We start from the raw sequence: 23,066 nt of genomic DNA on the forward strand, positions 1-23,066 counted from the left end.
TCTCTACGAGTTCAATAGGCCTGTGACTGGTTCTATAACACGCTATCCAATTGGTTCCCAGCAGAGCTAGAACTCTCCCCCCGTAGATTCAGCCTCATCTAGTTGGCCGTACATCTCATCGGGAAATGGGAGACTTCCCCAGATGGAGTATGGGCACTTCTCCTGCCCGATGCAGTACCGCTGCATATCGTCGTTGTCGCAGTTCATCGGAAGCGGGGTGTCGCCTCCGATCGTGTTCGAGAACTCGTAGCGAATCTGGTAGTCGGTGACCTGTTCATCGTACCATGGCCACCGCGAGAAGACGCTCTTGAGATCCCCGACAATCGTCTCGAGGTCGCTGTCCTGATACTGTGGCAGCCACATCACCATCCGGGCGAAGTTGTACAGGTCTTTTCGGACTGGTTTCTTCTCGTGGAGGCGTTCGGCCATGTTCGCCATACAGGGGAGTTCAAACAGGTCTTCGATTGACTCGACGGTGAGTGGCTGGACGCCTCGCGAAGACTCCTGAATCCGATAGTGGTTCGTATTTCCGTGCCGTCGGATAGTGAGGCTTCGGTGGTCGCGCTGGGATGCAAGGAGATTCCCAAGACTCCGAGGACTAGAGATACGATTACACACGTCCCGCTTCCAGTCCGCTTCCGGATCGTACGCCTCCACTGCTTCAAACAGCTCCTTCCCCGAGTGGAACTTCCCCAGTGTGGTGACTTCGTCTGGTGCGTCTCGAATTGCGTCCCGTAGCACACGGATGGTTCGCTCACCGGGGTTCCAGTCTCGCCAGATTCGTTCGTGGTGTCCTGTCTCGATGAAGCGGTCGATGCGCTCTGTGATGGCCGATTCATTCGTTGTTAGCCACGTGAGCTGGTCTCCGGAGAGGTTCTCTTCTTGGACTCGCAGGAGCTTTTTGAACGCGCGTCTGGCGTACTCGCGATACTTCGTATCGAAATCGCCGACTGGTACGTAGAGGTGGTTGTTCTTAACGCGAGTGAGCAGTTCCCCAGCCTCTCCTGTCTCAGTGTCGGCGTGAACGAGGCAGTTCCTCGACGCCGCAGCTATCGGGATTTCGAGGTACAACCCACCACCGAACTCGGGCATTTCTTTGACTCCCGTACAAACACGACCGGGGTGCGGACCATCCTCTCCGGGGGCTTTCGCGTACAGCACCTCTGCTATATCCTGTTGGAGACTCCCATCACCGAATTCTCGAAGGAGGGAAGCGAGATTATTGACGTACAACTCTCGAATATCGTAGAGAACCTGCACCTTTCGCGGTGGGGCGTGCTCGAACTTCGGGTGTGCCTTGACGCAGATCGCGCTCAACGTCGCGAGGACGGCGAGTGTTCCCGGTTCGTCGACGAACGGTTCCTCCGCAGCGTTTGTCCTGACGTTTTCTTTGAACGCCGCCGTTCCGAACCGTTCGAGGTCGTTCAGCAGATCTGCTGGTTGATCTTCGCCGTCGACGATGTAGCGATTGTAGCCCCGCGTGAACAGCTGGTTGATCCGCGTCGTGCCGTATTCCAGCGGGAGCGCCGCAACGCGATAGGCGGTACGCTCGTCCTTGACAGGCGTCGACTGAGTCATGACTGGAGCACCTCCGGTGTCGCAGACCGAACGTCGAAGTCCGGGCTCTCGATCGGCGTGACGATACTACAGACGTCAGCGTGCAACGAGTAGGGTAGCCGGGCGACCCTCCGACGATCGGCGGTAACCACGGGATCGATGGGTATCTCGTAGGTGTCTTGCAGAAGGTCGTTCAGCACTTCTCGACTCTTGGCGTCGTACCGATGAGCGGGATCAGTATCGAGGAGATAGACGTGAACGCCCTGGCCGCTGTACACTACCATCGTGTCTTCGGCGTTGAAGTCGTCCTCGAAGATCTCTCGCACCTCGAAGCCGTACTCGATGGCCCGTTCGATATCCTCGAAAGAATACGGGTAGCCTGCTGGGTCTGCTTCGAGAATTCCCGCGGTATCGAGCAGCTCCTCGCTATCCCCCATAGATTCCTCATCCAATATCGCTTGCGCTGCCCGTTTTCGGGCTATCGTTTTCGCGTCGATATCGACGAGGAGCACCCACGGCCGTTCCCAGTGATCGAGGGCGTAGTAGACCGCATCAGGACACGGGTCTGGTTTGTCAAGCAAGTTGGGATCTGCGAGCGCGAAGTCACTCCGATCGAGTGGATCGTTTCGTGCTGGATGGCGGATGAACTCGAGGACGTCGTCGAAGTCGTGGAACGCCGCCGTGATCCGCTCACCTGAGACGTTCGTCTGCCACGTATCTCGCCGAATGAAGTCCTTGTCTGGGACTCCATCTTTCCGGACCGGGTGGGGGTCTCGAAACGCAAGCGCGTACTGTTTCGGCCCCTTGGCTGTGATGAACGACGGGAGTTCGTCACGGTACGAGGGGAACTCTTCGGTGTAGTACCTGTAGATCTCTTCGCGAGTCGCCTGACGCCACGTCATGAATTGAACTCCTGATCGAGTTTGTTGAAGCTCCGAATCGTCGTCAGCCCAGCTGCATCGAACGATTCAACGGCCTCTCGAATGTCGGAGAACGATCGGGCTGCACGGCCGCTCACACTGCTTTCGATTCGGTCGGCCTCTGCGAGATGGTCTAATACCTCGACGGCGGTCTCGCGTCTGTTGAACGCCCAGACAACGTTTGCGTCCACCCGACTCTGCTTGTCGTAGTCGTCGACCGGAGCGTGTTTGTTATTACTCGCGAGTTCGGCTTCACCGACCCACACGAGTTCTCCGTCAGCATCGAGACCGGCAACGTCGAACACCGTCTCCTCATCGTACTCGTAGTAAGATTCGACCTTCTCGACATCGTCGCGGGCTTCTAACCACAGTTCGAGCAGCTTCACACCGACCTTGTGCGGCGTCTTCTCACCGATATCTCCCTGACCAGGGCCGACCTTGAGCTTCTGGCCGAGCAGTTCGCGCCCTGCTGGGAGAACGGTATAGTACTTCCGACCGCATGCTCGTCCTTCCTCCAGCAGGTCTTGATCGACGAGCCGTTGCACGTCCAGGTCGTCAAAGTCGTTCTTGAACGCACTCATCGAATCCAAGAGTGTGTGGTCCGGGGCGTCACCATTCATCACGTCGAGGATGCGAGTCAGGAATCGGATGTCGTCGTGAGTGAGCCCGCGCTGTCGAAGCTCGTCATCTGGGACGGTTACACCACCAGCCTGTACTGGCGACTGTAATGGCGACGATCCGTTCTCGTCAACAGCTGTTTCCTCTTTTTCACCGACTAGTTCTCTCGACGCAGTTGACTCGGAATCTCCAAACAGTAAGTTGGTGGTGCCCGCTTCTTTTTCTCCCTCTTCGTCAGCTGCTGAACCACTGGTTGCCTGTCCGATGAACGACGACTGCGTCGAGTCCACAGGGCTAGCCGATTCTGCGGATGTCGACAGTACATCGATTGATCTACTTCCCCATCCTTCATTGTCGGCTGCCTCCGATTCGCCTGGGGCCTCAGCAAGCCCGTACTGGGTCTGTGTTCGCTCCGACAGCCGAGGGAGAGCCACGGTCTCGAAGTGATCCTCTTGTTCGGCAGAGAGCGGCTCGTCGCTCTCTGGATGGCCGGCTGCTATCGGGAGCGGCTTTACCGAGAACGGGGCTGGACCCGTCTCCCCGAATGACGGGCTCGGGAGTTGCGCGATCCACTCCCCGCTGGGGAGCGTGTTGATCCGATTTCGGAGGTCAGTCGGGCTCAGGTCTTCGTGGGCCAGCGACTCGGCGAGCGCGCGTTCGATGGAGATGTTCCCGATGAGCTTCGTTTTGATATTGTTAAGGACCTCGTCGTAGGCACGCTCGCTTCGATTCCTGACCTGTCCGGGGAACTGCATCACCAGTCCCATGCTCAGGCCGAACGACCGACCTTGGGGAAGCAGCTGCTCGGAAACGAGTTTCGTCGAGGCGACGGGGGCTGCCTCCTCGATGATGAGGTTGGTGAGATTCTCGTAGTCTGTCTTCCCATCACGTCGACGAACCCGCACTGCGTCCCAGAGGTTACTCAACAGGAGGAGTGTAATTGCTCGCTGAGCCTCCGGGCGGAGATCACCCAAGTCGAACAAGATCGTGGCATCTTCGTCGAGGAACTCACAGAAGTCGAATCGGTTGTCGACGTAGTCGCCGTTATCCCCCTGTTCCGGAACGTGACTGAAGATACGTCGCAGGTGCGCGTCCTCTCTAAGTTTGTCGAGGCGGTTCCCAACGGCGTCCATCGACACCTGGAATTGTCGGTCATCTTTCTCAAAGTGGCGCGTAAGCGACTCCTCGACATTTTGGTTCTCGGCAGCGACAGGAGGGACTGTCCGCTCGCGTTGCATCTGGAGTGCAGCCGCAAAGAGATCATCGAGGCCGAAGGCGTCACTACCGTATTCCTCGTCGAAGAGCGCCTTGATGAGGTAGCTGAGAATCTCGTTGGCGACGAACGCCTGTTCGTACTTTTTACGACCCATGACCATCCGCATGATGTCGTGGAAGTGATCGACCTTGTCTTGGATCGCATCTTCGCGCCTCCACCCCGCTTCAAGTGTCGAACGAATATCGAAGAAAGAGAAAGCAGGGAGGGTTTCGGGAACGCAGAACTGATAGGTGTTGTCCAATCCGTTGAATCGGTCATAGTGACAGCGAAGATAGTTCGCACACATTCCATCGCCTTTCGGATCGACGATAATAACCGGCCCACCCGTCCTCTCCCTGAGAGACAGCGCATCATTGATGATTGCTTTCGACTTTCCGCCCCCAGTTGATGCAAACCTGCCGTAGTGTCTCGTTAAGAGATTTGGCGGAATCCGTACCGGATCTGGTTGGATCGTACTATTTTCATCAAGTGCATATCCGATCGCCATCCCTTCACGAAACTGTGCCATCAAATCGGGATTCGGTCGTGGCAGTGGATTGCGACTGCGCTGCTCTGAACGCGCACCTCGAGAGCCCTCAACAGTCAAATCATCGGCGCTCGGGACAACAACCATGTTTGCGAGTTCGTCCGCATTGAACACGAAATCTGGCCGCTTCTTCCCGCTACCAGCGATCATCTCTCCGTTGAGAACTCGCTCGAGATGGCGTTGACCTCGTTTGGCTTTCTGCCGATCGAGGAATCCTTTCTCTCGGATACGCCGTCCGTAGAGTTCGTAAAACGGACCGTCGAGTGGATGGAGTGCTGCCTTCAGCTGCTCGAGTTCTGCGCGGATCTCAACATCGCCGCCAGGAGCCATTGCAACGGCTCGAGCATTGACGGTGAACGTTCGACGTGGGTGTTTGCCGTCGATTCTCTGAATACGGTTTTTTGTCTCCTGAGACAGCTCTCGATCTGCAGGATCTGCATCGACAGGCTCGAGCCATGAGCCGATGAGGTCCTCGGCCCAAGTATCGCGTCCCTCTTTGAGGTCCATTTTTCGGATTTCAGCATCATCCCGCCAATCAGGTTTGCGCTGCCAGAGAATCTGATAGACAGTTGGTGCGGTCATCTCATGGAGGACCTCAACAACGGCCGAAAGCGGAGGTTGCTCTGATTCATATTCTTCATCGGGTTCGTCGACGACAAACGGCGCGATGGTCGTCATCCAGTCTTCTTTGCGGCCAGTTTTACCGAGCCACTCGACCCCCAGTGGTGAGGGCTTCGGGGTTTCGTCTTCTATTTCACCTTCATCGAAACCTTCCAAATCACTCTCTCCCGTATCAGTTCGAGGATTCTCTCGATTCAACGCTCCCTGTTCCTCAGACTCGAGATCTTCCCTCGCCAAGTCGGGTTCAGGTGTGAGAACCGCCTCGAGATCGAGTTCCGTTCGCATAACCGTGAACGTGGTCGGGTAAATCGACCGGAGGCGCTTTTCAAGCGTGTTGAGGTGTTCTTCCTGGTTGACCCCGTAGTAGAACTCTACTGGTGCATCAGGACCTGCAGAGACGGCGAGGAATTCGAACGTTGGTGGAGCTGTGTCCACTCTGGGCCTCACCCGGTTCCAGAAACTCTCTGCCGCTGGGTTCGACAGTTTATGAAGACTCTCAAGAGCGGCTGGAATATCCGACCGACGGAGTGGTCCCGACGTCGGAGTCACTTTCAGATACTCGTTGTTACTCATGTTTCGATTCACCTCCGTGCTTACCGCCATCAGTCTGTGGTGGAGTTGAGACCTGGCGTGAGGTTGTTGGATTAGTATTCATAGATCGCTCTGTAGATGTGTCTGCTGAACGGCCTGGCAACTCAGTCTGTGACTGGGCTTTCGGATCGAAGTCGATCACAGCCGTCTCGTCTTCCATTGCTCGGACTTCGATTCCCCGCCACTCACCGTCGACACCGACGAGTGCTTCCGAATAGCCCGTCCGGTCGTTTCCGGGGACGGCCTCCTGGACGAAGCGCATCTGTGCCGAGTTGAGGCCGAACTCGTTGGCCCACTCGCGGTCCATCCCGTCGAGATGGTGGAACTGCTTGATCGCACACTGGTCGATGATCGCCTCGGACTCTGGATGTTGGAAGAATTCGTCGACGGTCTGGGTGACGAGTCGGATCGAGAGGTTGTGATGGCGGTGGTGACGGAAGACGATCTCGAGGTATTCGAGACTCGCCGCGTCCTGCATGATGTACCGAGCCTCGTCGATGACGAAGACGACCTCTTTGTCCGTCTCCTTCGCTCGCTCATAGACCAGTGAGATCAGCAACTGCATGATGAGACTCGTGCTCCCACCGAGACTGCCCTCCTGCTGGGCAAGGTCGAGATAAATCACCTTCTCGTCGCGGATGTCGAATTCGGTTTCTCGGCCCAGGTTCTCGTACCGGCCGTCTTCCGCGAACGGGCGAAGCTGATCGATGAGCCACGTTGCGTCTTCGCCGATCTTCGTCGCTTCCTCATCCGTCCGCACGACGTACTCTTCCGGGGTCTCGACCATCTCCTCGAGGATGTCGAGGACGTCCCGCATCGTCGGGCTCTCGTTGTGATGAGTCGCGATATCGTCGGTAATTCCGTTGCGTGAATAGGCACGCTCGATCGCGGTCTCCAACGTCGTCCGGCGGTCGCCGAGTGTGATTCCCCGAAGCGCAAAATAGTTCGAGAGGAAGCTCATCACGCTATCGAGCTTTTCGCGATACGGGCTAGCGTCCTTGCCCATTGCCCTCTGAACGCGCTCGGGAGTCGGCTTGATCTCGAGCGGGTTCAGTCCCATATCCCCACCGATCGTAATTCGCTCACCGCCGAGGGCTTCGGCGACGCCAGCCCAGTTGTTCAATGGCTCAAGGATAATCCCGATACGGTCCTCGCTTTGCTCAATCGAACGGATGAAGTTCTGCTTCGATCCGAACGATTTGCCAGAACCAGGGTCACCGATCGTGAACATCGCATAGCCGTTCTCTCGAGCGAACGGGTCGATGACGACCGGACTCTGGTTCTTCCAGTGAACGCCGAACTCGACGCCGCCGTCCTCGAGAATTGTGGCGTTATGTGGCGACGCGAGCAACGCACCGACCGCACCACCGAGTGCTGTGGCCTCCCGGCCGAACGGGTTGGGGCCGATTGGCGCTGCAGCCTGGATGGCGAGGTCTTGCTTACAGATAGCCGTCTTCGGCGAGAGTCCAGCGGGTTGTTCACGAAGCCGGCTCCGAACTGTCCGGACGGCGTCACGAAGCTCGTCACGTGACTCCGATCGAACCGTAATGAACATGCCTTGCTCGAACACCCGGCTCCCGTTCTCAACGCTCTTGTACGTCGACAGCGCCTCGTTGGCTCGCTCCTGAAGATAGCTCCCACGGACAGTACGCTCGAGGTCAGCATCGGCCTGGAGGTCGTCGGCCACTCGCTGGAGTTCGTCTCGAGCCTGCTGCTGACTCTTCGGGGTGATATGGACCGTCAGATCGAACTCGACGTCCGTGAGCTCGAAGAGTTCGGTCAGATAGCCGTCTTTCGGGTAATCCGGGTAATCGGCGATGTAGAGTGTGGACGTCCACTGATCACCGACGCGAGCGGTCCGCGTATCCCACTCGATCGCCGCCGGTGCGACGACGTGTTGATGATGTTCGGCGATGTCGTCGAGGACCTGACCCTCTTCGAGGCCGTCTTCGACGGTCGCCTCCTCGAGGAGATCCGCGAGTTCGACTTCTTCGACGTCTTCAGCTCGCCAGCGGTCCCATCCCCACTTCACGAGAAGCGTGATCAATGCCGTTGCACCGATGTAGAGGGCAATCCCAGCCTGCGTCCCTGGATCGGGGAGTGCGTCGATCACTGATCGACCCTCCGTTGATGATCAATGGTCGGATGATCACGAATTGCATCCGCTCCGTCATCGTATTCGTGTTCCTCGCCGTTCCAGAAGTCCAGTGAAAGGACGAATAGTTCGACCGTCGCAAGCCGATGAGCGGACCATCCTGATGCCTTCTGGATAAACTCCGTCTGGAGACCGTGGCAGCGGTTCTCGAGTTTCTCGAACATGGCCGCCCGGATCTCCGCATCGGTCATGTCGTTCCGCCGAGTCACGAACGGGTTGAACAGAAAGCCGATGACCGGAAACAGGGTGAGTTTCTCCGCTGGGGACTGTTCGTCCTGGTATCGGTCGTAGACCTCGAAGGGGTCGACTTCGACGCCGATGAAATACCGTACCTGTTGGGTCCCCTCGAGGTCTCGCGGACGTTGCTCGCGATACTCCTCGAGTAACTCTTTGAAGATCGGGTTCTGCTTGACGTCGCTGTCAGTGAGCCGCCCATCGATTCGCTCGATCAGCTTCTCGACTGGGAACGACCGAGTCGTAGCGTGGAATTTGAGCGTGAAGTCGAGTTCCTTGTTCGCGAACTCCTCGCCGAGTTGCTGAATCTGAGCCCAGTCACCGGACATCGCGAAGTCCATGTTCCCGGGATCGATCTCGAGGTAGGCTTCCATCGCGCCATCGGAGCGCTCGATTGCACCGGCACCAGGCCACGCTCGCCTGATGTTCGTGAGATCCTGTGTTCGCTCGTCCGGCTTGAACGGCGTATAGCTCACGAGTCCGCCTTCGGTACTCGCTTCGGTGAACTCAGCCGTGGCCTCCGTGCTGTAGGTGAACCGAGGCCGCTTGCAGTAGTGGCGGTAGACGTCTCCCAGCCACGTTGACGCCGGGAGATGGTTGGGTGACGCGTAGACGATCGATCCACCAAGGACGACACCGAGTAAGACGAACGGTAAGATCGCACCATCGAGTCCCGTGAGGCCACCAAAGAGGAGGCCAGCGATTGGGAAACCGAGGAGCACGTAGACGTCTCCCTCCTCGATATTCAGAATCGGTATGCGACTCTCTTCGCCCAGTTCATCCATGATTCGACGGCCAGCTGCATCGTGATCTCGTGTCATTCAGTAATACCCCGGATCGTTCTCGGTGCGACGGTACGCCGGGACGCCTTCCTGGCCGTACGCGTCTGTCGCAACGTTATCGTGGTCGGTTCGTCCTCCGCTGCCGCCGCTCGAGTTTCCGGATTGTTGGGATGAGCCACCGCCTTGGCGCATCTTCGACGCAGCCGTATAGCCAGCAGCCGCTTTCGGTCCCCACGCCGCAGTCGTGGCTGCTGCAGCAGGGCCTGCAACAACACCGGCCCCAACGACTGCGCCAGCTGTTACTGCGCCCTTGGTCGTCGCTCCGATGATCTTCGTCGTCATCGGGCTGGCATACTTGAACAGCTTCCAGACGATGAGAATCGAGAGCAATGGCAATGTGACCGCGATGAGGTAGCTCAGGAATGAACTATCCGGAACAAGCGCCGAGTCCGTCCCCTCACTGAACAGGAGTTCATACCCTTTGAACAGCAGCGCCACTGGAATCGGCATGATCGCAAGCGGTACGAACTTCATACAGACCGTGCGGGCGATGTGAGAGACGACGGGAAGATTCCCATAGGCCAATGCGATACCGATCGGCATCGCATAGATCAAGATGTACAACAGAATCTCGCGAAGGAAAAACAGCGCCTGCAAGATCCACATGGCGACAGCTCCAACTCCAGTGAGGAAGAGAGCAAGCGCTGGGTTTGAAACGGTTAAGCGGAGCAATTCAATCATTGTGGCAGTCACTGTCGAAATGTCTGGAATAAGGGCAATGGTGAAGCCATCGACGAGATAGAGCGCTAACACAGCGACCCAGTACCACGTTACGATCAGGAACGCACCTGTCCAGGCACTACGCTTTGCCTTTCGCGTCTCGTACGCACTACCGATATTGAAGATCCGGATCGTATGTCTGCCCTGGACACACATCACGAGCAACAACAGGGAGACGAGCATGATCTCCCCCGCAACAAGATTGCCGTGGATCTCTTCCCACGGTGTGTTCGACGGCTGACCGAACACGAATGCACCATCCGTCTCCGGTGTTGGCGTGCCGAAAACCTGTGCCGTGACGGCATCATATCCATCTGCCAATCCCTCCTGAAACCATTCGATGAGTTTGTCAACTGCATCTTCGAACCACTTGATCCCGATATCCGAGAGTGACCATGACATTACAATGGCCCCTCAATTTCGATCTCACAATCATCAGGACCGGTACCGAGATAGTGGATAACGTAGTCAAGGGAGTGATCTGTAGCATGGCTTGTAGAGAGGCGGACGGTGAACTGTCCATCCCGTCCGATCGAGTCACACTTCGACCGTGTGCTCGCTGGCGAAAAGGGGAGTGTGTTGCTGTAGATCAGTACTGTCTCACCTGCAGGAAGAGCTATTGACTCTGCATCCGCTCCAAAGTCATTCTCTGGATCGTAGATACCACTCTCTCCAGCCTCATCGTAGCTCTCGTGTGTCGGGAACGGGACATCGCCTTCGAACCGAAGCGCGGTAGCTGCGGTTGGTCCAGTTCCTCGATTCGTCACAGAAAGTATCGCCTCTGCTTCCGTACTGGAGTCTCTCGCACCCTCGTACATCTCCTCAGGGTAATTCCTGGCCAACCGGAGTTCTGTTAACTCGAGATCCGGTTCGAGCGTAACTGACGTCGTCTCAACGGTTTCCTCGTCTGCAAGCCCGATGAGTTCGTATTCGCCAACAGGATAGTTCGTCCCGATCTCGAGCATTGTTCGAGACACCCCCGACTCAATCGTTTGTTGAGCAAACAACTCACCAGAGGGATCGATGAGATTCAGCTGGTCAACTGCATCCCGTTCGAGTTCAACCACGAGCTCAAGCCCTTCGACCGCGACGCTCTGGATAATCTCTCCACCGGAGTCTGTTGATGGGGCGTCATCAGAATCACTCAACGCAGAACAACCAGCAAGTCCAGTAGTGATCCCGACGAGTATGCTTCCGAGAACGGTGCGTCTATCGAGTGGTGTCTGTTGAATTGTCATAACGTATCTCTCATTTTCAAGAAAGAGCCGATCCGCTTCGCTGCGTATAGTGCGACAGCAAAGGGAATCGCATACCGGATAAGATCGACTAACAGTGTGAACCAGCCCGTTGGAGTGGCCAACGGATGCCACGTTTCTGTGACTGTATCTCCGATATAGGCTGGATTGTGCGAGCGCCACGAACCGGGATGGTACTCTGCGGTGTAGATGCCCGGCTGGTGAACAGTTATCTCTGCGATGCCAGCTGCGTTCGTCCGCACCACCTGATCGCCGATTGTGATATAGCCCTCACGCGAAGCAGCGCCAATCAGTGAGAATCGAGGATCGTCGAACGGACTCTCGAGCATGATCGGCGCCCTCGTCTCAGCATCACGAAGCTCGATCTGCAACGTCACTGCAGTCGCATTCGATTCGATGATTTCGACAGAGAGGTCACTCTCGCGTATCTCCCGTTCCGACCCTCCATCGGGTTCAATGATTTCTGCTGAGACACCGCGAACAATCCCGTCGACCCTGATAGCATCTCGATCGATGCCATCGTACCGGAGAGCAAGACCGGAAGAACGGGTATAGGACTCGGAGACGACGTCGATGTCGACGTTCTCGTGAATCGAGGGTTCTGGAGACGAACTCTCTGACCCCCAGACCTCGAGAATGTTGGGACCATCGCGGATGGGTTCTGAACGCGGGCCTAGCTCGGATGGATACGCGTGGACGTATACGGGTAGAGCGTCGGAGTGTGTCGTCTCTTGGCCATCCCGGCTTGAGTGTATGAGATCGTCCCAGTTGGTGTCTCTAGCCGTGTAGTATCGCCACACACCACGGACGTTCGCCTCACCATCATCCGAAAGCGTGTATCCGTGCCACGGCTGGGTCTGATAGATGGCAACACCGCTGTCGCCGTTTGGATACGATGCGTGGTAGATCGACGCCCGCAGATCGTAAACCTCCACATCGAGGTCCTGAGAGACGGTCACCTGGTCGGTGATGACCTCCGTCTCATTGCCACGATCGCGTTCGACTCGAGCGCTGATATCCGCCTCGAGTGTGAGTGTTGCCGGGCCACCTCGGTCGAACGCATATTCGAATGTTGGAGTGTGCGTTCCTCCTACGGTATCGACGACGTCGTCATTGTGTAAGAGGCGGACTTCGTCGATTCCGTGGTTCTGCATGGATGAGTTGCTGTCGAGGCGAACGCGATAATCGACGAATCCACTGAGTTCGCCTTCCGGAGCGATGTAGTGAACCGTCTCGTTCGCATCGAGATGTGTTCTCGTTGACGGCTGGATCGCGAACGTCGTCGCGTGTGCATCGGCGATGAGGGCCGAGTTCGAGAGTTCTGCATGCGTGGGATAGATCGAAGTCTCTGTATCGCCACCCTCGAGTGACTCGTAATCGTATGCCGTCCAGCGTTCAGCTGTATCTGGGGGCTCTTTGAACGTAATATCTGTACAGTTGCCGAGTTCCTGCATGGCCGTTCGCTGCTCATCGTATCGCTCTTCGTACTCGGCATCACTGAGGCACTCATTCGGAGCTTTCGACCAGAGCGTCGCCGTTTCGTTGACGTCTAAGTCACTGTCGTCAGTGCCCGGTCGTGGTGGAGAGTCGGCACTCGCGGCAGTCACCCCTGCGAACGCGAGCGTGACGGCAACGAGAGCGAGCACCGCAACCATGTGAGGACGAATGTGATGCACGAGCGGAGTGAATCAGAGACGATCCAGAGTGTAGCGTTGAGTTACCACGGGACGAGGTCGACACACTCAGCGAGTGGAAGCCCCATCGCCGATCCAGCAACCGTATACAGCGGTCCGAGGATCACGAGGATAACTGCAGACTTCATCGCCGTCCGCTTGTGCTGTTTGAGGCTCTTTTTCTGTTCGATGTTCATCGTGAACATCTCGACCAGTGAATCAGCCTGCCAGACCACAACCAGCCCCATTATTCCAAGCGCAGTCGTGATTTGGAAGAATCCAGAGATCATGTCTGGCAAGCCTTCAGCGTCACACACGACGCTGTCTTGAGCCAAAACGGGGTCTACAGCGACAAGCGAGAGGATAAGGAACGAAGCGAATCCGCTACGTACTACTCGCTGTCGAAGGGCATTGGGATTCTGTTGTTCACCAGTAGGAGGATCTCTTATGGTCATTGAAAGCCCTGACCTCTACTAGATCTGTATCGAGCCATCTCGCTGTGCGGATTTGCGGGGAAGCCACTGTTCAACGGATTGTATCGACTGCAACCTGTTCGTGAGAATTTTCGATTTCGGTTCCTCGGATCGCTCATTTATTACCAAACGCTAGCCTGTCGGGATAGGGCATATACCTTCTGTATTTCTTAAATGTTTCTAGAAATAAATTGTTTTAGAAGACATTCTTCAATTCCTGTGTAAACATACAGTGAGTGTAGTTGGATAGCGTGATCAGGACTCACCGGTTAGTGATGCCTCTCATCCTAATCTGAGTTCTTGCCCACCGAGGATGGACTGGAGCTGTTCAGGTGGATCAAGTCCTCGTCGTTTCCACGTGGCTAACATGGTCGTGATCGTCTCGTGAATCTGGACCCCTTCGGCTGAGCGGAGGGTCCGGAACATCTTCCGCAGCACCACTTGCTCGCGCAGAGCGCGCTCTGCGCGATTATTCGTCGAATCGACGTCTGGCTCTGTCACGAACGTCAGCCAGTGGCCTAACCCGTTCCTGATCTTCTCGATCAGTTTCTGAACCTCCTGTGACTCATACTCCTCCCTGATCAGCCCTTCCAAGTGTAACGACGCCTCCGCCCGCATCTGCTCGCGGGCGGAGGCAGACGGGTCCTCTTCGTCGAACGCCGTTAAGTCATCGTGGAGATCGTGCAACTCCGCAGAAAGCCACTCTGCTTCCTCATACCGCTCAGCAACGTACTCTGCCTCCCGTAACAGATGCGCCCAGCATCGCTGGAGTTTCGTGTGGTAGCTCCGGTACGCCGACCAGCCGTCACAGCTGAGCGTCGAGTCCTCGGCGAATTCCTCGCCGAGGACGTCCTCTAACACCTGGCTTCCACGACTCTCATCAACCCAGAACAGCACCTCTTCGTCAGTAACAAACGTCCACGCCCAGTGTTGCTCTCCATCAACAGGAAAGCCCGTCTCATCACAATAGACGACGTCACTCTCCCGAACACTGGCTTTGACGTCTTCATACGCGGGTCGCAGCCGGTCTGCGACCCGCTTGGTCAGGTTGTAGATTGTCCGGTGGGAGATGGGGAGATCGAGCTCCCACTCAAACAACTCTGCCTGCTTTCGGTTTGGAAGTCGCTGATGGAACCTTCCAAGGGCGGTTTGGGCCATGATATTTGGCCCAAACCGCCCGGTTTCCGGGCAGTCAGGATGTTCAGCAACGACCTCGTTTCCACAGGAACAGTGGTGTTTGCCGAGTTCGTACTCGGTGACAGTGGTTGGAATGGGGAGTGGTATATCGATAATCGTCCGTGAGACGTAGCTGTCCGGGTTAGAGAGTGTCTGCTCACAGTCTGGGCAATATCCCCGATCAACTCGAATAGTCTCCTCTGGTTCCGGAGGCGGTCGAGTTGTTCCCTCGTGACCTTCGTCACGTCCTGGAGAGGAGTCGCTGGCGGCGTCAGCGTCGCCGCCAGCGTCGTCCCCTTGGTCTTCGTTCTCTTCCTCGTCGCTGTCATCGTTGCCAGGTGATCCAGCCGCGCCACCCTGCTTACTGGGTGGTGTGTTTGGGTTTTCGTACCACTTGAGGCGTGCTTGCAGATTCTCGATCTGCTGTTGCTGTGCTGTGAGTTGACGACGGAGAAGACGGTTCTCGAACTCTTTGACTACGAGCTGCTGGCGGAGATGCGTACTGTCCTCAGCGCGGATCGCGGAATCTGTCGATTCCGGCGATCCGCCAATCCCCAGCGACACACTTGATTTACCATTGAGAGACCATTCATGAGACTGCTACGAAATCGGTCTGGCAGCAAGTCGCTATCCAACTACCAGTGAGTAATGAAAATCATTCTCATATGAAATTTGAGTACAAAATGATGCAACGCACTTCGAAACTCCTGAATGTATACGAAGATTGGGCTATCCGAACTGATTCCATCGATCTGGATACTGATGGCCGTGCCCAATATTCGATAGAGGTCCTCAGCGGGCCAGCTTTGATCTCAAAACCGCGTTGTCCGAGGGATATGGACTAGCCAGTCAGCTGTAGCCCCCTATTCAGAAATATCCTCTTCGTCGAGTTCTTCATTCACAAACTCGATCAGTTTCTGCAGTCGGTCGTTGAACTCGTCCTCAAACTCAGTGTGGAGCGCGTCATCGTACATCCGAAGAGTTCGTCCCAACCCAATCGCAGCGAGCCAGTCTCGGAACTGATTGCTGTTCATGTCGTCGACGGACATACTCAGTGAATCCGTGTTCGATCCAACTGCCCAGAGATGAAGAAGATCAAGATCATTGACCATCGCAAGACGAGCGAAATCCGCAAACGCGGCACTTACCTCTCGGGATAACTGCGTGTAGGACACAGAATCATGATCAAGTTCTCGCTCTCCCTTCAGTAGTTCATTGACGTATGAGAGCGATCGCAGTGACAGGAATCCATCCCTATCGACCGCCATCGGTGGATCGCTCTCCGATTCCGCAGTCTCGGACAACGCCTGTCCACAGGATCCGCAGTAGTGGTGAACCGCCTTGACCTGGCCTCCGCAATTCGGGCAGTACGGCATACTGTGAGGTACGAGTCATAGATACTGAGGCTTTGCTGGTGCGGGTAGTGTCGTATAGGAGCGAGAAGCATGGTCTGCAGAAGATTGAACCTCGTCGGCGGTGGGTGGAAGACTATATCTGAATCACGAACGAAGTCGTGATGTCGGTATAGATGCCCTTCATCGCCCAATCGTCTGTCGAAGAGGGAAGCACTACAGTTCTTCCAGAAGAGGTGGAGGACGGTACTGACGTTGTCTGCCCAGCCTGTGGAGGCTTGATGCGACCTCGGGGACCATTTGATGATGGACGCGCCCGCCATTTCTACCACGTCACCTCTGGCTCAGGCCCCTCGACGGTCAATTGCTCCGGAGGAGAGTCGGATCCTCACCGGAAAATGAAATCCCTCGCAGTATCGGCCCTTCGACAACGGTTTGATCAATACATTCGCTGTGAGCCCGAGGGCACAGTGGAGATTCCAAACACACCGACGCTTGCTAATTCCCGCCGTGCTGATGCCCTCGTTGAATTTGCCTCTGATAACGCAAACGACTACCTAGGACGTGGGTTGATCATTGAGGTACAATACGCACACGAAGACAAGGACCTCGCCGCGGTCACACACGATTATCTCTCAGCTGGATATAGTGTCTACTGGGCGAGTCCTGACGATTTTACCAATGATCGATTCCGGATTAAGGAGATGGTCATCGCATTTGATCAACGAGCCGAGAACGCCTTTGCAGCATCGTGGGCAGCCCCTCCAGATATTGATCCTCCTGAAGAGTATTTAGAGCGGTTCATAAATTCTGAACCCCTCACATACGACGACCCGAATCCAGGCTGTAACCACACCTGGGAATACGGTGGGAGTGATCTCCACGACCGGAACTTCTGCAAGCACTGTCGACTCGAGCGCTGGAAAGACACTGTTGTAGATGCCCCATTGGTCTTTAGTTAGGCCTCAGCAGCCGGTTTGATGGCGGTAGCGAGCTGTTCTTGGAGAACCGGCCGTTGTTTGTGGATCTTCTGCGCGTCGGCGATCAGCCGATCAAGCAGTGGCGGTGGAGAGTACCCGAGGTAGTCACTCAACCGGTAGAGAATGAGCTGGGCGTGCGACCTGAAGGTCGCCGCCCAGCGTTCCGGCGGGAACACGAGCTCATCATCTGCGTGTTCGATGACCAGACTGAGCAACTCACGGCTCACAACCAAGGACAACAGCGCCGCGTACAGCAGAATCTCTACGACGTGCTTCTTCGTCGTATCGAACTCATCCAGCCTGTACTGCGTCTTCAGCTCCCGAAACAGTAGTTCTACTTCCCACCTACACCGGTAGATCGTCGCTAGATCCTCCGGCAGGAACTCTTCGCGTGAGAGATTCGTGATGTACAGGTGGTAGTCGTCGGCGTCCTCGTTGCGGACGCCGACGACGCGGAACCGTTTCGTATCGCGTGACTGCGTGCCCGCGTACTCTCTCCGGTCAAACTCGATCTCAACTTCGACATCGATGTACTTGCGACAGAGATCGTCCACGACGTCGTAAATTTTCTTCCCTTCCAAGGGAATGGCGCGGCCGCGCCATTCCCGAAGTTCGTCGGTCACAACCGGGTTAGAGCTGCGTTTCAGTCGACTCACAAAGTAGCCGTCGTTCTCGTCGATCAACGCGAACCGCCGGTACTTGAAATAGGCTAGATCGAAGATCGCTAGCCGACCTTCGAGCCACGATCCTGTCTCGAACTGCGTGCTGTCGTGTCTTTTCTCATCTGTGACGCTGAACCGGTCGATCGTCTGCTCAGTGACGTTGTGGAGCAGGTGGAGCCGTGCTCCAGCCTGCTCATCACGGCGACCTTCGTACTCCTCAGAAAGCAACTCATGGAGCCGGAGAACCGTTCCATCTGCGATTATCACGTCTCTGAATCGGTTGAACTCCTCTGAGACGGTGTGAGGAACAGCGACCTCGTCGAGCCCGTACTCGACGAGGTCGCGGAGGTACTCTGCGAGAGTCGGCGTCAACCGCTGATAGAAGCCTCCTGCGGACAATGTCTTGTCTGCAGTCGAGTTGTAGCTTCGTCTGAAGTTGGCGAGCGTTCGGCTTGCGCCACCGGCGAAGCCGAACGCAAATGACCAGACGAGCGGTGGAATCTGCAGCTTCCGATCGCGTTCGACCACGCCGACGGCATCGGCGTGGTCTTCGAGCGCTTCAGATGGAAGGAAGTTAGTGAGATGGCGTTCCACTTCCTGTGAGGAGGGGTTAGACTGCACATCTTCCGCCTCCTCATTCCTTCGAAAAAGCAACTCCGATAAGCCGACGCTATCGTGCGGTTTTGCGCCTAACTAAAGACGGATGTGTAGATGCCCACATTTACGATGAATCAACGATCAAGACGAATACTGATCTTGCCAATAGTGCTGCTCAAGCGGCGTTTGAACAGCGAGAAAAGAGGGAGAAGAACCATCAACACGTCTGGGAACCGCGAGGCAAGAATCGCTATCGGTGCCGATGTGGCGCCCGTCTCAAAGAGCACAATGGAGAGGAAATCATCTCAAATGATCCCTTCGAGGACTTCACTGAGATGACGACCACAGATCCACGGTACTGCGACCACATTTGGGAACGCGAAGATGGATGTATGCGCTGTATTTCTTGCGGCCTAGAGGATCCGTTTTGATCGGTATTCCTATTAGCCCGGTTCTTTGCCGATGTTCTCATCGATGTCTGGTCACCTCTCGTTTGCGCCTACTCGTTATGTAATGGGTCAAACGAAGACGGTGATCACGGTTCCGAAACCTCCAGCTTTGCTTACACTGACCTACTGGCTGGGGGAGATTACTTGCTTATCCAGATATTCTGTGGAGATATGCCCTTTCGCGGTCGTCTTGATGGTCACCCTGTCGTCCCCGCCATCGTCGACGATGGAGAAGCCGTCACGTGTCCTGTGTGCGGTGACACTATGTATCCGCGATCGGCGCAGGGGAAGGCTCGACACTTCTACCACGTATCGGATGCCGCTGGCCAGCGGTGCTCGAGCGGCGGCGAGTCAGAGGCACACGCGCGAGCGGTCGCACGCGTTGAGGTCGCCCTTCACCAGCAGTTCGGAGAAAGCGCCCGCATCGAGACAGAGGTAGACGTCGACGTGTCCGAGGTACCGACACCTGTGACCGAACGCCGGGCCGACGCACTCGCGACGTTTATCGATTGGAATCCCTACTTTGGGGAGGGACTCGCCGTTGAGGTGCAGCACAGCCACGAGGACAAGGATGTCCAGCAGGTGACGCATGACTACTTGGCTGCAGGTTACTCAGTCGTCTGGATACGCGCAGCAACCGTCCTTCTCGATACGTTCGACTACGACACGATTGGTGCCGAGTTCGAGCGTGACGACGGCTCTGGATATTCTCAGCGGACGAGCAAAGCACACCAATATACGAACTGCCAATCGCTCCTATACAGCGGAGAACACGCGTGGGAGCGAGTGCCGCCCTATGCTCACCCCCGTGGACAGGATGACCTAATCACGTACGATATCTGTGCCGGCCAGGGTTGTGAGTTGCGCCGGGTCCACAAACCCGACGGCAGTTACACCTTCACCGAGAGCGACGAGTACGGTCCGGAGTTCCCCCTGAAAGCGCTCAAGAATGCGATTGTACGTGAATACGACCATGAACCGTTCTGGAAATGGGCAGGAAGCCAGTACCATTCCGCACAGGTGGAGAAGCTACTTGCTACACGACCTGAGATAGACCGCTGCTGGGGTCCGAAGGGGTTTCACGAATGGGGGCGTCGAGAAACGCTCTGGACAAATCACTCCGACCAGCCACTCATCGAACTCCATGAGTGTATGTACTGCCCCATTCGGTTAGTGACGAATCACCGAGGGCGTTCAGGGCACAGTACCTTCTGTCTCTACGGTCGGGAACCGGACATCGACTGGGACGACGTGTACTTCCAGGCCAGCCCTCCCGAGTGTGATCATTATCTCTACGACGAGGATGCGATCGAAGATTACTGCCCTAAGTGTGGTGCGACGATGGAGACTCCCGATACAACGCTCCGCGACCACACGAGCTGGATTCCTCCGTAAGCGGGGAACCAGTCATTCATCCAAGTTCGGCTCGCCGGCGAGATGCCGGGCATATTCCCGGAAGACGCGTTCGTCGAGGTCCTCGAAGGTCGGCTCGCGATCGACATCGTCAGGAACGATTCCAATCCAGTCGTCGTCGCCGCGGTCACCGGCGGCCCACTCGGCGAACCGCTCGAGCTCGCGTGCAGCGTTACGTCGGTAGTTCCCGCCGTCGCCACCGCGGCCTTTTCCCTTGTCCTAGAGGTAGCGCTCGAGGGAACTCTCGAGTGACTGATCGGCCCGTTCTCGGGGTGTCATGGTTCCTCGTTCGCGTACTGGTACGTCGGACGGACGTCCTCGAGTAGCTCTTCGACAATTTCCCAGAGAATCAGGGAGGGAGTCTCATGTTCGAATGTGATCCCCCACCGGTCCTCCTTATCGGCGACTGAGTACTGGAAATGCGTCCGTCCCAGATCGGCATGGTCTTCGTCCTGATGCCAGCCAGCGTGAAAGCCCGTGTTCGGGTCGGTGTAGTTGATACGGAACCAATCGTGTGGCTCCTGTCGATACCACTTGACGGTCAGTTCCGGCGAATCAGGGCCCGTTGGGGGATCCAGACGGGCCGGATCGAAAGTCGCCCGCAGCTGCTTTGCCTCGATATCGTCTGGAACGTACTCGACGGCCGTGATCTGTGGCACGCGGTCAAGGACGTCTCGCTTTAGCTGGGCGTAGAGGTTCGCGTTCGGATCACCACCTAGATGCGGGACCGACATCCGTTAGCTGCTGGCCTCAGCAAGCTCTGTCGTCGGAGCGAGAAAGTCCCACTCGCGGATAGCGAAGCCGACAATCTGGATACGCCGTTGAAGATGCTCCCACTCACGGGCAATCTCACGGCGACGGTCTTCCTCGCCACCGTCAAGGGACTCGTCAGCGAGCGTCCCACGAAGCTGATTCGGTGATTCAACGCCGAATTCATCCTCCCAGTCGCGAATCTGCGTCTTCATATTGGCGAGCCGGTCTGTAAGCTCCTCGACAGTGTGTCCGCTATCTCGGAGGCGCATCGCCTCCTGCATCGCTTGACGGCGGTAATCAGGATAATACGTCGTGTGAGTACCGCTTTCGTCACGGTGGAGGATGCCGTCGTCGACGAGTCGCTCGAGGACGCGCTTCGTTGGTTCGTGTGACCAGCCCGCTTCGGAGGCGATCCAGTTGGCCGTCTGTGGCTCCGACAGCTGTCGAGCAACCATCCGCACGCGGTCTTCACCCGTGGTCTGGCGTTCCATCAGGCCCTCGGAGTTCGATTCATCTTCGGTCATACAACATCGTTCGGGCTTTGTCTTAATATAGGTTGAGGTCATTAGTTCTATATCGAATTAACTCTTCGCCATCGGCGCGATCTTAACTGAGGGGGAAGATGATATAGCGATATGAGATTTATTCCTCAGAGGCACCGGAAATGGGATTTTTGTGTTGTTGTGGTTTTCCAGTCCAGAAAACAACACCACACAAAGTATAAGTGAGTTAGGAATAACGGTCTATCCACTGAGAACACCCGACTTAGAATCAGGGGTGCACGCAGCGAGTCGCGTGCCGTAACGCGATTTCACACGTACAACTGAAAACGCGGACACGACAGCATTCGATTCAGCGACCCGTCAGGACCGCCATCACCCATGTCCACAGAAACTACCACCGACTCACCACGCTACAGCACGATGGATCTTGAGGGCTGCAAGGCCTTCTACCAAGAGAAAATCGTCCAGGAGATGCGGGCTAATGGACTCGACCCTGACCGCGAGACACCGACCTACGCGTGGCTCAGTGACCACTATCGGGGCTTCATCGCACATCTCTCCCGGAACTTCGACCTCTCACCCGGGGACTTCTACGCCGAGATCGGGGTTCCACCATACGACGACGAAGATAACAGCCCCTTCGCGTTCGTCGACGATCAGGATACACGCCAGGCGCTCGAATCCTACCTGCGCGAGCTTCGAGACCGGCAGGGGCGTGCCGAATCGACGGTTGCGACCCGGCAATCGGTCCTTCGCCGCTACGTTGATACCTACCAGCAGGTGAACGACACCGACGATCTGCTCTCACCACTCCAGTCTGAACAGGGAAGTTCCGAGGAGAAAGCCCGTGTCGCGGACACATTCGACGTCCTCCGACAGCTCGACCAGACGCTGAACACGCACGCGTCGCGACGAAAGTACGTCCAGGAGGTCCGGCAGTTCTACCAGCACCGCGTCGACTTCGGGAAAGCTGACTACGACCCGACGACGCGGCTGGAACGTCGGTTCGGGTGGGATTCAGCACCCGACTGGGATAATCCTGCCCTCGACGCCGACCAGATTCAATCGCTCTACCAGACCGCCGAGACGCCGGCTGACCGCCTTCTTGTCGTTGGCGTCTGCGGGTGGGGACTGCGGCCGAGCGAGGTCTGTGCCCTTCATACGCGCCAACTCACGCTCACACCCGCCGAGGACGACCCCGAGGGGCCGGACCCGTACATCGACTTTGGTGAGGATGACCGCAAAAACGGACCGGGAACGGTCGCGTTGCTGGTCGGCGTCGAGGAACTCGAATCGCGGATCGACGATCTCCACGACGAGCACGGTGACGACTGGAACGGCTACCTACTGCCATCATCCTCGTCGAAATCCGGTCATATATCAACGGAGACCGCCCGACGGCACTTCCGTGATCTCGCTGAGGAAGCAGGGATTACTGTCGACGGGACAACGCCGACCCCGAAGATGGGGCGTCGATACTGGTACACGGCGTATGGGGCGGCGGTCAAACGGGTGGCTGAGCGGTTCGAGGATATCGCGGAAGAGCAGGGATCGAAATCAGCCGAGGTTGTCCTCGATAACTACCTCTCGAAGCCGGAGCGACGTCGCCATCGACGGGATGAAATGCGTGATGACCTAGTTGGGCTCTTCGATTCGTGATACTCTATCGCTCCCTTACTGGATAACAGTCCCCAGCACAGTCAGTGAGAGAGCCAGCAA

General features: G+C 56.6%; 17 protein-coding genes and 1 pseudogene. 3 read left to right on the forward strand and 15 right to left on the reverse strand.

The window, feature by feature from the left end:
• Window positions 1-66 precede the first annotated feature (66 nt).
• From NMQ09_RS20925 to NMQ09_RS20975, 11 genes are all read right to left on the reverse strand, one after another.
• Window positions 67-1,578 (reverse strand): primase-associated protein, encoded by a 1,512-nt coding sequence (locus NMQ09_RS20925; protein ID WP_255194662.1) that lies wholly within the window; start codon window positions 1,576-1,578, stop codon window positions 67-69.
• A complete protein-coding gene (locus NMQ09_RS20930; protein ID WP_255194663.1) occupies window positions 1,575-2,459 on the reverse strand; it encodes a bifunctional DNA primase/polymerase in 885 nt (294 codons plus the stop codon). The genes NMQ09_RS20925 and NMQ09_RS20930 overlap by 4 nt, the downstream gene beginning before the upstream one ends.
• Window positions 2,456-6,091, reverse strand: coding sequence for an ATP-binding protein (locus tag NMQ09_RS20935; RefSeq protein ID WP_255194664.1), 3,636 nt, complete (start codon window positions 6,089-6,091; stop codon window positions 2,456-2,458). Before NMQ09_RS20935 ends, NMQ09_RS20930 begins: the two co-directional genes overlap by 4 nt.
• On the reverse strand, window positions 6,084-8,222 hold the full coding sequence (locus NMQ09_RS20940) for a VirB4 family type IV secretion system protein (RefSeq protein WP_255194665.1): 2,139 nt from the start codon (window positions 8,220-8,222) through the stop codon (window positions 6,084-6,086). Before NMQ09_RS20940 ends, NMQ09_RS20935 begins: the two co-directional genes overlap by 8 nt.
• Window positions 8,219-9,319, reverse strand: a complete 1,101-nt coding sequence (locus NMQ09_RS20945; RefSeq protein WP_255194666.1) for a TraC-like domain-containing protein — start codon at window positions 9,317-9,319, stop codon at window positions 8,219-8,221. The genes NMQ09_RS20940 and NMQ09_RS20945 overlap by 4 nt, the downstream gene beginning before the upstream one ends.
• Window positions 9,320-10,462, reverse strand: coding sequence for a TrbL/VirB6 family protein (locus NMQ09_RS20950; RefSeq protein WP_255194667.1), 1,143 nt, complete (start codon window positions 10,460-10,462; stop codon window positions 9,320-9,322).
• Window positions 10,462-11,298 (reverse strand): hypothetical protein, encoded by an 837-nt coding sequence (locus NMQ09_RS20955; RefSeq protein ID WP_255194668.1) that lies wholly within the window; start codon window positions 11,296-11,298, stop codon window positions 10,462-10,464. The genes NMQ09_RS20950 and NMQ09_RS20955 overlap by 1 nt, the downstream gene beginning before the upstream one ends.
• A complete protein-coding gene (locus NMQ09_RS20960; RefSeq protein WP_255194669.1) occupies window positions 11,295-12,971 on the reverse strand; it encodes a DUF8186 domain-containing protein in 1,677 nt (558 codons plus the stop codon). The genes NMQ09_RS20955 and NMQ09_RS20960 overlap by 4 nt, the downstream gene beginning before the upstream one ends.
• 62 nt (window positions 12,972-13,033) lie before the next feature.
• The gene (locus tag NMQ09_RS20965) at window positions 13,034-13,444 is read right to left on the reverse strand and encodes a DUF7985 family protein (protein ID WP_255194670.1); all 411 of its coding nucleotides are present in this window, start codon (window positions 13,442-13,444) and stop codon (window positions 13,034-13,036) included.
• Window positions 13,445-13,744: 300 nt separating this feature from the next.
• The gene (tnpC, locus tag NMQ09_RS20970; protein WP_255191006.1) at window positions 13,745-15,202 is read right to left on the reverse strand and encodes an IS66 family transposase; all 1,458 of its coding nucleotides are present in this window, start codon (window positions 15,200-15,202) and stop codon (window positions 13,745-13,747) included.
• A 299-nt stretch (window positions 15,203-15,501) separates the two neighbouring features.
• The gene (locus NMQ09_RS20975) at window positions 15,502-16,014 is read right to left on the reverse strand and encodes a zinc ribbon domain-containing protein (RefSeq protein ID WP_255194671.1); all 513 of its coding nucleotides are present in this window, start codon (window positions 16,012-16,014) and stop codon (window positions 15,502-15,504) included.
• 152 nt (window positions 16,015-16,166) lie between these two features.
• On the opposite strand from NMQ09_RS20975, the gene NMQ09_RS20980 reads away from it, so the two are divergent.
• Window positions 16,167-16,952, forward strand: a complete 786-nt coding sequence (locus NMQ09_RS20980; protein WP_255194672.1) for a competence protein CoiA family protein — start codon at window positions 16,167-16,169, stop codon at window positions 16,950-16,952.
• Here the strand turns inward: NMQ09_RS20980 and NMQ09_RS20985 are convergent.
• Window positions 16,949-18,253 carry an IS4 family transposase gene (locus tag NMQ09_RS20985; RefSeq protein ID WP_425607277.1) on the reverse strand — a complete coding sequence of 435 codons (1,305 nt, stop codon included), beginning with the start codon at window positions 18,251-18,253 and terminating at the stop codon, window positions 16,949-16,951. The genes NMQ09_RS20980 and NMQ09_RS20985 overlap by 4 nt on opposite strands.
• A 689-nt stretch (window positions 18,254-18,942) precedes the next feature.
• Between NMQ09_RS20985 and NMQ09_RS20990 the strand changes: the two genes are divergently transcribed.
• Window positions 18,943-20,073, forward strand: a complete 1,131-nt coding sequence (locus NMQ09_RS20990) for a hypothetical protein (RefSeq protein ID WP_255194673.1) — start codon at window positions 18,943-18,945, stop codon at window positions 20,071-20,073.
• 15 nt (window positions 20,074-20,088) lie between these two features.
• Here NMQ09_RS20990 and NMQ09_RS20995 read toward each other — a convergent pair.
• The 3 genes and pseudogenes from NMQ09_RS20995 to NMQ09_RS21005 form a co-directional block, all read right to left on the reverse strand.
• Window positions 20,089-20,370 (reverse strand): annotated as a pseudogene (locus tag NMQ09_RS20995) (site-specific integrase); the annotation flags it as partial.
• Window positions 20,367-20,825 (reverse strand): hypothetical protein, encoded by a 459-nt coding sequence (locus NMQ09_RS21000; RefSeq protein WP_255194674.1) that lies wholly within the window; start codon window positions 20,823-20,825, stop codon window positions 20,367-20,369. The gene NMQ09_RS21000 and the pseudogene NMQ09_RS20995, both read right to left, overlap by 4 nt.
• Before the next feature lie 3 nt (window positions 20,826-20,828).
• Window positions 20,829-21,410 (reverse strand): DUF7342 family protein, encoded by a 582-nt coding sequence (locus tag NMQ09_RS21005; RefSeq protein WP_255194675.1) that lies wholly within the window; start codon window positions 21,408-21,410, stop codon window positions 20,829-20,831.
• A gap of 357 nt (window positions 21,411-21,767) precedes the next feature.
• On the opposite strand from NMQ09_RS21005, the gene NMQ09_RS21010 reads away from it, so the two are divergent.
• A complete protein-coding gene (locus tag NMQ09_RS21010; RefSeq protein WP_255194676.1) occupies window positions 21,768-23,006 on the forward strand; it encodes a site-specific integrase in 1,239 nt (412 codons plus the stop codon).
• Window positions 23,007-23,066: the final 60 nt, after the last annotated feature.

This window comes from Natronobeatus ordinarius, from assembly GCF_024362485.1.
In the GTDB taxonomy this organism is placed as follows: domain Archaea; phylum Halobacteriota; class Halobacteria; order Halobacteriales; family Natrialbaceae; genus Natronobeatus; species Natronobeatus ordinarius.

Coding starts and splice junctions, on each gene's coding strand:
- NMQ09_RS20965 (WP_255194670.1), bottom strand. CDS start 13,444: ATGACCATAAGAGATCCTCCTACTGGTGAACAACAGAATCCCAATGCC.
- NMQ09_RS20950 (WP_255194667.1), bottom strand. CDS start 10,462: ATGTCATGGTCACTCTCGGATATCGGGATCAAGTGGTTCGAAGATGCA.
- NMQ09_RS20935 (WP_255194664.1), bottom strand. CDS start 6,091: ATGAGTAACAACGAGTATCTGAAAGTGACTCCGACGTCGGGACCACTC.
- NMQ09_RS20980 (WP_255194672.1), top strand. CDS start 16,167: ATGCCCTTCATCGCCCAATCGTCTGTCGAAGAGGGAAGCACTACAGTT.
- NMQ09_RS20990 (WP_255194673.1), top strand. CDS start 18,943: ATGTATCCGCGATCGGCGCAGGGGAAGGCTCGACACTTCTACCACGTA.
- NMQ09_RS21010 (WP_255194676.1), top strand. CDS start 21,768: ATGGATCTTGAGGGCTGCAAGGCCTTCTACCAAGAGAAAATCGTCCAG.
- NMQ09_RS21005 (WP_255194675.1), bottom strand. CDS start 21,410: ATGACCTCAACCTATATTAAGACAAAGCCCGAACGATGTTGTATGACC.
- NMQ09_RS20975 (WP_255194671.1), bottom strand. CDS start 16,014: ATGCCGTACTGCCCGAATTGCGGAGGCCAGGTCAAGGCGGTTCACCAC.
- NMQ09_RS20925 (WP_255194662.1), bottom strand. CDS start 1,578: ATGACTCAGTCGACGCCTGTCAAGGACGAGCGTACCGCCTATCGCGTT.
- NMQ09_RS20930 (WP_255194663.1), bottom strand. CDS start 2,459: ATGACGTGGCGTCAGGCGACTCGCGAAGAGATCTACAGGTACTACACC.
- NMQ09_RS21000 (WP_255194674.1), bottom strand. CDS start 20,825: ATGTCGGTCCCGCATCTAGGTGGTGATCCGAACGCGAACCTCTACGCC.
- NMQ09_RS20955 (WP_255194668.1), bottom strand. CDS start 11,298: ATGACAATTCAACAGACACCACTCGATAGACGCACCGTTCTCGGAAGC.
- NMQ09_RS20960 (WP_255194669.1), bottom strand. CDS start 12,971: ATGGTTGCGGTGCTCGCTCTCGTTGCCGTCACGCTCGCGTTCGCAGGG.
- NMQ09_RS20945 (WP_255194666.1), bottom strand. CDS start 9,319: ATGACACGAGATCACGATGCAGCTGGCCGTCGAATCATGGATGAACTG.